13 protein-coding genes are annotated in these 12645 nt (G+C 42.6%); 5 read left to right on the top strand and 8 right to left on the bottom strand.

Annotated elements, in window-relative coordinates; genetic code table 11:
• Positions 1–84: 84 nt before the first annotated feature.
• The gene (locus tag MHB67_RS17290) at positions 85–876 is read left to right on the top strand and encodes an SDR family oxidoreductase (RefSeq protein ID WP_269780168.1); all 792 of its coding nucleotides are present in this window, start codon (positions 85–87) and stop codon (positions 874–876) included.
• Between the two features lie 14 nt (positions 877–890).
• Here MHB67_RS17290 and MHB67_RS17285 read toward each other — a convergent pair whose 3' ends face one another.
• The 6 genes from MHB67_RS17285 to MHB67_RS17260 all read right to left on the bottom strand — a co-directional run bounded on the left by MHB67_RS17285 (position 891) and on the right by MHB67_RS17260 (position 6990).
• The gene (locus MHB67_RS17285; protein ID WP_342492669.1) at positions 891–2084 is read right to left on the bottom strand and encodes a pyridoxal phosphate-dependent aminotransferase; all 1194 of its coding nucleotides are present in this window, start codon (positions 2082–2084) and stop codon (positions 891–893) included.
• 17 nt (positions 2085–2101) lie between these two features.
• Positions 2102–3523, bottom strand: a complete 1422-nt coding sequence (locus MHB67_RS17280; protein WP_341082547.1) for an ATP-grasp domain-containing protein — start codon at positions 3521–3523, stop codon at positions 2102–2104.
• A gap of 15 nt (positions 3524–3538) precedes the next feature.
• On the bottom strand, positions 3539–4300 hold the full coding sequence (locus MHB67_RS17275) for a glucose 1-dehydrogenase (protein ID WP_024423798.1): 762 nt from the start codon (positions 4298–4300) through the stop codon (positions 3539–3541).
• Positions 4297–5004 carry a cupin domain-containing protein gene (locus MHB67_RS17270; protein WP_034281271.1) on the bottom strand — a complete coding sequence of 236 codons (708 nt, stop codon included), beginning with the start codon at positions 5002–5004 and terminating at the stop codon, positions 4297–4299. The genes MHB67_RS17275 and MHB67_RS17270 overlap by 4 nt, the downstream gene beginning before the upstream one ends.
• Before the next feature lies 1 nt (position 5005).
• Positions 5006–5608 (bottom strand): bacilysin biosynthesis protein BacA, encoded by a 603-nt coding sequence (locus MHB67_RS17265; RefSeq protein WP_024423797.1) that lies wholly within the window; start codon positions 5606–5608, stop codon positions 5006–5008.
• A gap of 149 nt (positions 5609–5757) precedes the next feature.
• Complete coding sequence (locus tag MHB67_RS17260) at positions 5758–6990, bottom strand: MFS transporter (protein WP_133744441.1); 1233 nt, start codon at positions 6988–6990, stop codon at positions 5758–5760.
• A 145-nt stretch (positions 6991–7135) separates the two neighbouring features.
• On the opposite strand from MHB67_RS17260, the gene MHB67_RS17255 reads away from it, so the two are divergent.
• Complete coding sequence (locus MHB67_RS17255; protein ID WP_283859714.1) at positions 7136–7615, top strand: Lrp/AsnC family transcriptional regulator; 480 nt, start codon at positions 7136–7138, stop codon at positions 7613–7615.
• 13 nt (positions 7616–7628) lie between these two features.
• On the opposite strand, the gene MHB67_RS17250 is transcribed toward MHB67_RS17255, so the two are convergent.
• On the bottom strand, positions 7629–8789 hold the full coding sequence (locus tag MHB67_RS17250; RefSeq protein WP_342492668.1) for an MFS transporter: 1161 nt from the start codon (positions 8787–8789) through the stop codon (positions 7629–7631).
• 67 nt (positions 8790–8856) lie between these two features.
• Positions 8857–9627, bottom strand: a complete 771-nt coding sequence (gene hemQ / locus MHB67_RS17245) for a hydrogen peroxide-dependent heme synthase (RefSeq protein WP_024423793.1) — start codon at positions 9625–9627, stop codon at positions 8857–8859.
• A 240-nt stretch (positions 9628–9867) separates the two neighbouring features.
• Between hemQ and pta the strand changes: the two genes are divergently transcribed.
• From pta to MHB67_RS17230, 3 genes are all read left to right on the top strand, one after another.
• Complete coding sequence (pta, locus tag MHB67_RS17240; RefSeq protein ID WP_024423792.1) at positions 9868–10839, top strand: phosphate acetyltransferase; 972 nt, start codon at positions 9868–9870, stop codon at positions 10837–10839.
• A gap of 130 nt (positions 10840–10969) precedes the next feature.
• The gene (locus tag MHB67_RS17235) at positions 10970–11821 is read left to right on the top strand and encodes a MurR/RpiR family transcriptional regulator (protein ID WP_122631617.1); all 852 of its coding nucleotides are present in this window, start codon (positions 10970–10972) and stop codon (positions 11819–11821) included.
• A 150-nt stretch (positions 11822–11971) separates the two neighbouring features.
• A complete protein-coding gene (locus MHB67_RS17230; protein ID WP_133744444.1) occupies positions 11972–12643 on the top strand; it encodes an RraA family protein in 672 nt (223 codons plus the stop codon).
• Positions 12644–12645: the final 2 nt, after the last annotated feature.

Raw genomic sequence — 12645 nt, 5'->3', positions numbered from 1 at the left:
GGAGAAAGGTCTTTTTTTGTTGAAATACATTCTATATGTGTCATTTTATGTATATGTACTAAGCTGATAAGAAAAGGGATGTGGATGAGTTTGTCTAAAAGAATTGCGTTTGTAACAGGAGCAAGTACAGGGATTGGAAAGGCCATCGCCATAAAGCTTGCCGCTCAAGACAATGTAAAGATCATCATCAATTCTAGAAATCAATCCTCACTAGAAGAAGCGCAGCAGCACATTGGGCGTATGGCAGAAACAAAGGAGCCGGTGGCTCTTTTCTGTGGGGACATGTCAGATGAAGGAGTGAGGGCTGAGGCTTTTACGAAAATAGAAAAAGAGTTTGGCAGACTGGATGTGTTGATTAATAACATTCCAGGGGGGAAGCCAGATACTTTTGATTCATGTGACAGCGAGCAGATGATGGCAGCATTTTCTCAAAAAGCCATTGCGTACATTGATATGATGAAGCGTGCGGCAGCGATGATGAAACGACATGAATATGGCCGGATCATTCAAATTGTCGGGAACCTATGGAAGGAGCCCGGTGACCAAATGTTTACGAACAGTATGATGAATGCAGCGATTATTAATGCTAGTAAAAATGCTGCCACACAGCTTGCACCTTCAGGGATCACAGTGAATTGTTTAAATCCGGGATTTATAGCTACAGATCGGTATGAACAATTTATCGGAAACATGATGCGTAAACAGGCATTATCGAGGGAAGAAGCTGTACAGGCTGTAGCGTCAGGAATTCCAATGAAAAGAGTGGGGTCAGCTAGTGAAATGGCTTCATTGGCCGCTTTTATCGCATCAGAGGAAGCCTCCTATCTTACAGGACAACAAATATCCGTCGATGGTGGTTCGATGAAAAGTATATGACATCAAAAAACCCGCTATATGCGGGTTTTTTGATTAAAGCGAATCGGAAGGATGCGAAGCCGGTCGATAAACAGGGCAAGCTGTTCAATTGGAGCAACCATTGAGATGCGGACATGACGGCTTCCATGTGCTCCAAACACACCCCCAGGCGTGACAACAACATCAGAATGTTCGAGTAAATAGTCTGCAAATGCATGAGAATGTTCAAAATCATCAGGGATGGGAGCCCATAAATAAAAGGCGCCAGCTGGACGTTCGATGGACCATCCTAGCTGCTTTTCGGCCTGACGGATGAAGAAGTGAATTCGTTCAAGGTAGACCTCTTTTAATGATTGTATGTGACAGTCATCACTTTGCAAGGCGACGGTTGCGGCTTGTTGAAATCCGCCATACATACTGACAAACACATGATCTTGGAAGGCGTTAATGGCTTGGATGATGTCCTCATTACCTACAGCAAAAGCGACTCTCCATCCTGCCATATTAAATGTTTTGGATAGAGAATATAATTCCACTCCTACGCTTTTCCCAAGAGGAGCGTTCAGAAAGCTTACTGGTTTTTGCTCATAATGAAATGAACCATAGGCAAAATCATGAATGACATGCAGTCCGTGAGCTGATGCAAAATCAGCAGCCTCTTCAAAAAATGCATCATTTGCCACAGCACCTGTTGGGTTATTCGGATAATTTAAGAAAAGAACCTTTGCCTTTTTAATCACCTCCGGATCAATTGAAGAGAGATTTGGAAAATAGCCATTTTTCGATTCAAGTTTGATGCAGTAGGGCTTAGCGTCTGCCATCAAGATCCCAGAATGATATTCTGGGTATCCTGGATCGGGGATGAGGGCAACGTCCCCAGGGTCAAGCAGACACTGACTCATGACATAAAGGCCTGTTTTCCCTCCATTGAAAAGAGCAACTTCTTTCTGTGGATCTATCTCAGTGCCGAACTCCTTTTTGTAGAAATCTGCAATGGCTTGCTTGAAAAAGTCGAAGCCTCTAAAAGGTGCATATTGCTGAAATTGCAAAGTGGCTGCTGCCTCTTGAAGGGCGCTTACGATATGTGCAGGAGTAGGAAGATCGGGATTTCCCTGACCCAGGTTTATGATGTTCGCTCCGTTTTGTGCTTTTTGCGCAATTTTCTCAAATACGGTTCCAAATTTCTGTTCTGGCAGCCGTTTAATCATGTTAGATGGTAAGATCTCCACCACGTTACCCTCTCTTTCTATCCCTTGACTAATTCATCCATTAAATGAATAGCAGCTTGCTTCTGTAAGTTGCGGATGGATGCAGCAACATCCTGTGAGGATGACCCTTTTAACTCAAGCGACACGATGCCGTTAAAGGCTTCAAATAAAGATAGATCGACAAAGGTGCCTTTGGACGGGACGGATTTATTGACGATCACAGTATCTCCAACTAAAGCATCCTGCGGAATATGGATATGATCAATGGTGATATGTGTGGCCTCTGCCGGTATGTGTCCGCTTTCTTTGAAATGCTGAGGGTATAAATGGCAGTCTGCAATATAATGCGTATGTCCAGAAAGCAGCTCTTTTGGCAGCGCCGCTTTTTTTCCATCGACTAATACATCGATCAGCAGCTTGGCCATATCCACCCCAAACACTTTTTTGATATTCGGAATCATATTCCAGCCAGCAAATCTAGCTGCTGATTCGATCAGTCCCGTTTCTCGATTTTTCATGAGTTTGATCTCTGTATGAGTCGCACAGTTTTCAAGGCCCAGCCCTTCATTTGCCTTCTTTGCTGCCTCAATGATGATTTGCTGGGCTTCATTGTCTAGGATCGAAGGAGTAATATGAGCCGTTTCTGTAAAACCGATTTGAGGGGTCTTGTCATGAATGACAAAAGGGATATATTCCCCCTCCACGACGAACCCTTCTACACTGACATAATCGGAATAGCCATCCTCCTGATACCAATCCTCGTAAGCGCCCTCTAAGTACGTTTCAGCGACAAATGGTGCTTCATATGTCACAGCGTTTGGGACGGGAATTGTTTGCAAGTAGGATTGTACGTTTAAAAAGAGATCATCACTGCCGGTTTTGTCATGAAAAAGGGTCACACCAATGGAGCTTGCTAAATATGTAGGCTTTAAAATAAGTGGTGTCCCGATATGTTCAATAGCTTGCTGGAAATCAGCTAAAGTCGTGACAGGCTGAGTTTTCACCGCTTTGACACCAGCAGCGTTAAATGCAGCCCTCATTTGGCTTTTATCACGTGCCATTTCAGCTGCTTTTACCCCAGCGCCGCGCAGCCCCAGCCGCTCAGCTGCTTTTGCCATTGGTGCAATGAATAATTCATTATTGGTGGTAATGGCATCAGCTTTGAAAAAGGAAGCCACACGGACTAGGTCATCTACCACTTCTTCCTCTGATTTCAAATAATCATCATGTGCCCAGTAAATAGAATCAGGGTGTTCAAAAGAAGGGTGTGTCTCAAAATAATCACGATCTTTGATGACGGCAATGGAGTATTTTTCGATTAGTTCAGCGTGACCCTTTGTAATGGCAAAGGGTCTCGGGATATAAGAAACGATATGATAAGATGCTGCCACGCTTTCATAAAACATATGGGGAGGGCATCCTCCTAAGTCAGCAATGACAAGTACGGTTTTTTTACTCAATGAAAGCACTCCTTTTTATCTAGCGGTGTATCCGCCATCTGCTGTGACAACACTTCCAGTCATATAGCTGGATAGATCAGAGGCGAGAAACAGCATCACGCCCGCAATTTCTTCGGGTTTTCCGAGACGAAGCAAGGGATTCACCTTTGCTTTTTCCTTTTTGACAACCTCAAGACTTTCTGAATGATTGTCTAAAAAGGATTTTTCATTTAATGGCGTATCAATGATGCCTGGGGCGATACAATTCACCCTGATTTGATGAGCGGCATAGTCGATCGCCATCGATTTGGTGAGCTGGATGACACCGCCCTTTGTTGCGTTGTATGCAGGAATGTCAGGCCAGCCAACGAGACCTCCGACAGATCCAGTATTAATAATACTTCCGCTTTTCTTTTCAAGCATATGGGGCAATGTATACTTACTCATAAGAAATACACCAGTCAGGTTGACCTGTAGAATGTGGTTCCAATCCTCCAGTGTCATCTCGTGAATAGGTGAGACAATTTCGATGCCTGCGTTGTTAATCAAAACATCAATTGTCCCGAATTGGCTCAGCACGGATTGAACGGTTTTTTGACAGTCAGACTCATTTGTAATATCTGTTTTGAAAAACGCAGCATGTTCATGAGGCAATGATTCAACGAGTTGTTTACCGCTATCTTCATTGATATCAGCAACTGCTACTTTTGCTCCGTGCTCAAGGAAAAGCTTGACGGCGGCAAGCCCAATCCCAGACGCACCTCCTGTAATCAGGACCACTTTTCCGGCAATGTTCATTTCTTCACCTTAGACGCTTTTGGCTTTAAGCGGTTATAGCGTGGAGGGAAGAAGAGATTAATAGACTTTGATGCTTCTGGCTTTGGATTAATGGCGCCGTGATCTTCTTTTGGATCACAGAAGTAGGTCGTGCCAAATTCCATCTTTTCTGTAAAGCCTTCAATCGTCATATCGTACCCACCGCTAATACAAATCCCGATTTGTTCATTACGGTGCTTATGAAAAGGCATTTCCCCGCCATTTCCCGGAATGTTGGCAATCATAAGCTCCATCCAGTCCTCTACAAAAAAAGTCACTTCCATGCCAGGAAGTAAATCACGCGTTTTGAAAATGTCTAAGAAATAAGTAGGAGGAGCCGTATATTCTTCGCCATCTTTTAATCTCTTAATATCAATGGCGATCACTTCTTCATCTGTCAGATTTGATGCGCCGTGAGGAACGAATGGTGGTGCAATATAGGCTGATTCTAATGGGGTCAGCAATTGGGTCGATTGGCCGACCGTCATTTGAAGCTCGCCTTTTAATACGATGCCGATTTGTGCTTCTGGATGCTCGTGAGGTTCGATGATCGTGTGAGGAGGGACGTATGAAATTAACACTTCCGTATCGCCTCTGACAGTAGAATATTGGATGACACCATTATCCCATTCTCGTTTTTTCGCTTGAGGAAAATATAATTCTTGCACCTTTTGTTCAGTTGTCATGTTACATCTCTCCTTTTCCGAATATAGACCAGCTCATAGGAATGCTTTTAAATGTTCGAATGAAGGTGAGGCCGTATGTAGCTCTAGCCACCTCATTGGTTAAAGCGAAATCAAATTCGCCGTCTCTTACCTTTTGTGCGGCTGTACTTGTAGAATTGACAAGCTCAAATTCAGCATTTTGATGAATAAAATATTGAATCAAATTCACAGGTGCAGGATGAGAAACAATTTTTAAATGGTGAAGCATTTGTTCTTGAAAGGGGAAATCTGGTCTGACAGCCAAACCATACATGGGCGTGTCACATCTGAAAATTTGTAAAAGCTGTAGGTCAGGTCTCATGTAGAAGTGTTTAATTCCTTCGTATGCGTGTGGAACGAGAGTGTATTGGAGTGCGTTAGAGAGAGTATGTTCAATGCAAGTTTCGAATGTGTCATAAAGGGATAGTTTCGTATGAGTGCCGAGTGTAGTGGTGGAATGAGAGATGAAATGTTTTGCTGCATATTCACTGCTTGTCCCCTTAGGGCCTAATGTATTGACTGTAAACATCTTAGGTGAAACGATGGGCTCTTCTTTGAAATGAAAAACATCATTCTTTAAGATCATGTTTACCATCCAATCTTTTTCAAATTTTTACTAGATTATAAAAAATAAAATTGGCAATTGTCAACAAAATTTATAAAAAATGTATTTTATGATGATATTAAAAATTGATCTAAAAAACTGCACATATCAAGATGTGCAGTGAAATGAGCTCACGTTTCAAATGTATTTTTATGTTTCTGCTGTAAAGTTTTTTCGCGTTTATAGCTGACGAAGCTGATGAGAAAACCAACAAGCGTAATGAGTGCACATACAAGCCCTACCGTATGATAGCCGAAATGGACATAAACAGGTCCCATCAGAGCGGAGCCAAGCATAACGGCAAGATTGGAAGCAAGGCTGTAAAAAGCCATCACTTTGCCTCGGTGGGTTTGAGAGCAGTCGCTCAGGACGGTGCTCAAAAGCGTGACGGATAAACTTTGCATGGCACCCCAAATAAATAAAGCGAAAATGAGCAATGTCCATGAGAACGGTGCATAAGGAAGTAAGGCAAGAACGAGCGTAATGCCGCCCAGCACAAAGAAAAGTGAGCGTGTTTTGCCAAACCAATCAGCTAATTTCCCGGTAAATATACTCATGGAAAAACCAACGCCATAAGCCATGATCAGAAGTCCAGCTGTTGATTGACCCCCGGAAAACAGACTTTGCAGGTAAGCCCCTAAAAATGAGTACATGCCATAAAATCCAAGCATGTTACAAAATGTCACGGTCAAATAGGCAGGGACTCGGTCGATTTTTAAAGCCCCCCATATAGAGCCTGATTTCTCCCTAGCTTGAGATGCCTTCGGATCAGCTGCTGCGACTTGTTTACGAGATTCAAGGATGACGAGCAGCAGGACAACGAGACTCATCATGGCGAAAATCCAAAATGTCCAGCGCCAGTTCAAACTTTGACCAATAAAGGCGCCAATGGGCACACCAAGGACAAGAGAAAGAGACCAGCTCGATACAATGAGTCCCATCACTTTGCCGCGATATTCATATGGAACCCGGTCGCCCACGAGAGCATAGGCTGTTGGCACAAATACACCAGTCGCCAGCCCAGAAATAGCACGGCCTGCAAAAAACACGGCCAAATTTGGGGCAGCAGCACACATCACTGTTCCAATCAAAAAGAAAGACAGCCCAATCATCAAACACAGCTCTCTTGAATACCGGTCCCCTAAAGGAACGAGCAGCGGAGCTCCAACCAGCACAGCTAACCCATAAATGCTGATGGAAAGAGCAAGAACATCAAGAGAGTGCTGAAAGGAGTTTGATAAATCAGGCAGCAGTGGTGAAATCACCAGCTCTTCCGATCCCGCCGCAAAAACGCCAAGTGTGAGTGCAATGGCAAGTGTGATGGGAAATGTTTTAGAAGCCTGGCTGTCTAAAGATTCTTTCATCAAGTGATCCCTCCATACTTGCTTTTTCATTCAATTCCGTTAAAATAAATTCTACCATTATTTAGTTTTATTTTACATTTCGCATCATAAGTATTATCATAAAATACTTTTCAAATGGAACGATTTTTGGATAGGAGAGGTACGAATGAAAATCACCGATGTAGATGTGCATATTTTAAATGAATTGAAAGAAGATGCCCGCTTATCCATGAGGGAATTGTCCAAACGAGTGAATTTATCAGCACCTGCGGTAGCAGAAAGAGTGCGTAAATTAGAGGATGCAGGGATTATCGAAGGGTATTCTGTTCAGGTCAATTATAAAAAATTAGGGCTTCTGATTGACTGCCTGCTGGAAGTTACGGTGTTAAATGGGGAGTATCAGCGTTTTGTGACTTTTATGAATGAGCATCCACGCGCCTTTTTTGCTTATCGAGTGGCAGGGCAGTCTTGCTTTTTCATTAAGCTGTCAGTTTCTTCTCTTGAAGAAATTGAAGCCTTTATTCAAGAAGTATCTGGATTTACAAAAACTGTCTCACATATTGTCTTGTCAGAGCACTCTTTTTCCCATCCAATTCAGGAACGCTTGAAACAAATAGAAGAGCCAAAAATGACCGTGGTGAAATAAAAAAGGACCTGACTTAGGTCCTTTTTGTTCGTCTATCTGACTGATAGCTCATAATTGTAATGATAAGACCAATAAATGTCACAGCTGCAGCAAATAACGGAACAAGCTGTAAATGTGTGATTTCGATAGCAAGACCGCCAAGCGCTGCACCGCCGGCATTCCCAATATTAAAGGCAGAATGGCTGAGCGTCGATGCGAGTGTCGGTGCTTCATGTGCCATGTTCATCGTGCGGTATTGCAAGGTAGGAACAAGAATAAATGAAATGATTCCCCAAACAAAAATGGTCAGCACGGCAGGCACTTTGAATTCGGAAGTAACTGTAAACAATAACAGGACAGCAATGAGCAGGATCAGTGTCACCATAATACTTGGCATCAGCCTCCAATCAGCAAGCTTTCCGCCAACTAAATTCCCGATAGTGACCCCAAGTCCAAATAGGACAAGGATGAGCGTCACCCCATTTTCCTGAAAGCCAGTGACTAGCAGCAAGATTGGGCTGATATACGTAAAGGCTGTAAATACACCAGCAAAACCAAAGATGGTCATTGCAAAGGAAACGAGTACTTGTGGTTTTTTCAAAACGGATACTTCATTTCGAATATCGAGTACTTCTTCTTTCGACTGATTTGGGACTAAGCTGATGATACCAATTAAGGAAATGAGACCAATGACGGCAATGACTAGAAAAGACATACGCCAGCCGAATTGATTTCCGATAAAGGTACCGAACGGCACACCGAGTACATTGGCAACTGTCAGTCCTGTAAACATGAAGCTGATCGCGCTTGCGCTTTTCTCTCTAGGCACAAGCCGTGCAGCCATAATGGCTCCGACGCCAAAGAAGGTTCCATGAGCAAATGACGTTAAAATACGCGCGGCCATTAATAGACCATAAGAGGTCGAGACAGCGGCAGCAGCATTTCCTGCAACGAAAAGAATCATTAACAGAATGAGGAGACGTTTCCTCGACATTTTTCCAGTCGATAACGTTAAAATAGGTCCGCCAACTGCGACACCAAGTGCATATCCAGTAATCAGCTGTCCTGAAGCAGAAATTGATACATGAAGGTCGTTTGCGACATTTGGTAAAAGTCCCATGATGACAAATTCAGTCATGCCAATCGAAAACGCACCGAGCGTTAACGCAAAAATAGCGATGGGGAAGTTTTTCATGATGTGATCACCTTTCTAAACAAATACATAAAAAAGCTTCGGAGAGATCCGAAGCCTTAAGAGTTTATCATACATGGAAATAAGACGCCAGCTGCTCGTTTGCCAATCGGTTTCCAACAAAGAAGGAACCAAATTCGCCGTAGCGTGCACTGACTTCATCAAAGCGCATTTCATAAACCAATTTTTTAAATTGAAGCACATCATCAGAGAAAAGGGTAACGCCCCACTCATAATCATCAAAACCAACAGAACCTGTAATAATCTGTTTTACTTTTCCAGCATAGCTTCGGCCAATTAAACCGTGGCTTCTCATAAGAGATTTACGCTCATCCATGGAAAGCATGTACCAGTTGTCATTGCCAGAACGTCTTTTATCCATTGGGTAGAAGCACACGTATTGAGAAGAAGGAAGCTCTGGATATAAGCGAGCACGTACATGCGGGTTCTCGTAAGGATCACCGCCATCGCCGCCTCCTGCTAAGTAGTTGCTGAGCTCAACAACTGAAACATACGAATAAGCTGGAATCGTAAACTCTGCTAGTCGTGTCTTGTTGAATTCGAGTTCAATTTCACCTAGTTCTTCCATTGTCGGACGTAAAATCATGAGCATAATATCTGCTTTTTGGCCGACAATACTATAGATTGTTTGGCTTCCAGCTTTATCTTGCTCAGCTGTCTTCCATTTTTCCAATAGACCTGTGAATTCATGAATGATGGCTTGGCGCTCATCACTTGTCAGCAGCTTCCAAGCTGTCCAGTCGATTGTTCTAAAATCATGCAGCGCATACCAGCCATCTAGTGTTTGAGCTGCTTCATTTGTTGTATGTTGTTCGCTCATTTCTTTCACTCCTATTAACAGTTTTCCATCTGTTCCAACTATAACATAGTTTGTCCAAATGGAGATGTGATCAAAACTTGAACGAGAAAAACAGCTTTTCTCAAAATTGATTAAATTAGTTTGAAAAATAAGAATTTAATTTGTAAGCGCTATAATATAAGTTGGTAGTTTGAATTTAGGTAGAAGAAGAGTATGCTTAAAAGAGAACGCTTTTTTTGTAAAATCAAGGAGGGTATTGAAGTGGCAGATATTTTTTCAACAGTTCAGGAAAAGGTTGCAGGTAAAGGAGTAAAGATCGTTTTTCCTGAGGGAATGGACGAACGCATTCTAACAGCCGTTCAAAAACTAGCAGATGGCAAAGTATTGCAGCCAATTGTGGTAGGAAAAAAACAAGAAGTTGAAGCTAAAGCAAAAGAATTAGGTCTTACACTTGATGGTGTTGACGTGTATGATCCTCATACATATGAAGGTTTTGAAGAGCTTGTACAAGCTTTCGTAGAAAGACGTAAAGGCAAAGCAACAGAAGAGCAAGCAAGAAAAGCATTACTGGATGAAAACTACTTCGGAACAATGCTTGTATATAAAGGTCTTGCAGACGGACTTGTGAGCGGTGCGGCACACTCAACTGCTGACACAGTGCGTCCAGCACTTCAAATCATTAAAACAAAAGAAGGCGTAAAGAAAACATCTGGCGTCTTCATCATGGCTCGCGGCGAAGAGCAATATGTGTTTGCTGATTGCGCAATCAACATTGCACCAGACAGCCAAGATCTAGCTGAAATTGCGATCGAAAGTGCAAACACAGCAAAAATGTTTGATATCGAACCACGTGTGGCAATGCTTAGCTTCTCTACAAAAGGCTCAGCAAAATCAGACGAAACAGAAAAAGTATCTGAAGCAGTTCGCATTGCAAAAGAAAAGGCACCTGAGCTTGTACTTGATGGAGAATTCCAATTCGATGCAGCTTTCGTTCCTTCAGTAGCAGCGAAAAAAGCGCCAGATTCCGTCATCAAAGGCGACGCCAGCGTATTTGTTTTCCCTAGCCTCGAAGCTGGAAACATTGGCTACAAAATTGCACAGCGCTTAGGTAACTTTGAAGCTGTAGGTCCTATCCTTCAAGGTTTAAACCAGCCAGTAAACGATCTATCAAGAGGCTGTAATGCCGAAGACGTTTACAACCTTGCGCTTATCACAGCAGCTCAAGCACTATAATGATCTCAACAAAGGCAGCCAGTACGATAGATTCGTGCTGGCTGTTTTTTTGATGACAAATGTGTACAATATAGGGGGAAAAGAAAAAATCTGATCGTAGATAAAGCCGATAGAATGGGCAGGTGCTATAATGGATGATTTAATACATAAGCTTCAGCATAAGGTCGCGGGATTAACAGAGGCACAAAGGAGAATTGCAGATTATATCGTGCAAAATCCAATGGAGGTCGCGTTTTTAACAGTAGATAAATTGGCGTCAAAAGTAGGGACGAGTACAGCGACCATCATGAGATTCTCTGCTGCTGTAGGGTATTCCGGTTTCTCCGAGCTTCAAAAAGAGCTTCAATCAAATATGAAGCATAAAGCTGCCCCTCAAACGAGACTTGAAGCGAACCTCAAACATTCAAATAAAAGTAAGCTCCTGCATAATCATGTAGAGCTGCAATTTCAAAATATCCAGTACGCTTTAGACAATATCACAGAAGAAACCTTTCAGCATATTGTTGAAAAAATAGCCAGCTCCCGCCAGGTTCTGTGTACAAGTGTCCGAAGTGGAAGACCTGTTGGTGAGTATCTGTCATTTGGAATCAATCGGCTCTTGGGGAACTGTCAATATATTGATGCGGACAAAAGCGACTGGGTCGATGAACTCGTTCATTTTCAATCTGATGATTTCATTATAGCGGTCAGCTATCCTCGCTATGCAAAGCGTATAAAGGACTTGCTGGAGGCAGCGAAGTCATATGGGGTGGAAGTGCTTTTAATTACAGACAGCTACAGCTCTCCACTAACTAAGTATGCACAATATGTATTACCGTGTTCCTCAGCAAGTGCGGGCTCTCATAACTCTGTCGTATCTGCTATCTTTATCGTAGATTACATTTTAAGTGCCTTAGCCATTAATGATCCTGAAAGGACAAAACCTCGTTTAGATCAAATCAATCATATGTTAACGAAAATGAGTTATCACACAACACATTAGTCGTGTGGTGACTCATTTTTTTCATTTGATTTTTTTGAAAGCGCTTTACTAAATAAAATCGAGATGGTATGATCGTGTCACAAAAGTAATATATATTACTTTAATAAAATTTAGTGTAACGAATATAACTCAAAGGGGATGATGGAAACAATGAGTACTGTTCAATTCGTGTCAAATGATCTAATAGATCGGGCAAAAAAACTGAACTCGACCTTGCTGGCAGATGTGATGGGAAGCACCGGTGCGATGGATCATCAAATCAAACCAGTTGCAAGAGGCATGGATATAGTAGGTACAGCTTTTACCGTCAGCTTACGGCCAGGGGATAATTTATTTCTTCATCAAGCGATCTACTCTGCGAAAGAAGGAGATGTACTGATTGTTGATGGAAAAGACCATAAGGGCCATGCATATTTAGGGGAATTGATGGCAGGTGTAGCAAAGGCTGTAGGAATAGAAGGAATCGTGATTGACGGGCTTGTTCGCGACAAACTCGCTTTAGAGGAACTGGCTTTTCCGATATACAGTAAGGGGTTTATGCCAAATGGACCTTTTAAAGATGGTCCTGGGGAATTAAATCAAATCATCTCTTGCGGCGGTGTCAAAGTAGCACCAGGTGACTTAGTCATTGCTGACGATGATGGAGTCGTCATCGTACCAAAGGAAAAGGCGGAACACCTGCTGACACTAGCGGAAGAGAAACAAGCGTATGAAAATCAAAGATTACAAACGATTCAACAGTATATGAACGAAGGAAAGCAAGACATCAGTCTCTTAGCACCGGCATGGCTGGAAGGCAGAATGAAAAAATATCAGGGATAGGG

It is taken from the genome of Bacillus sp. FSL H8-0516 (assembly GCF_038635285.1).
Lineage (GTDB): Bacteria > Bacillota > Bacilli > Bacillales > Bacillaceae > Bacillus > Bacillus safensis.
The sequence above is the reverse complement of the archived record's forward strand: the minus strand, read 5'-3'. Positions and strand labels throughout refer to the sequence as shown.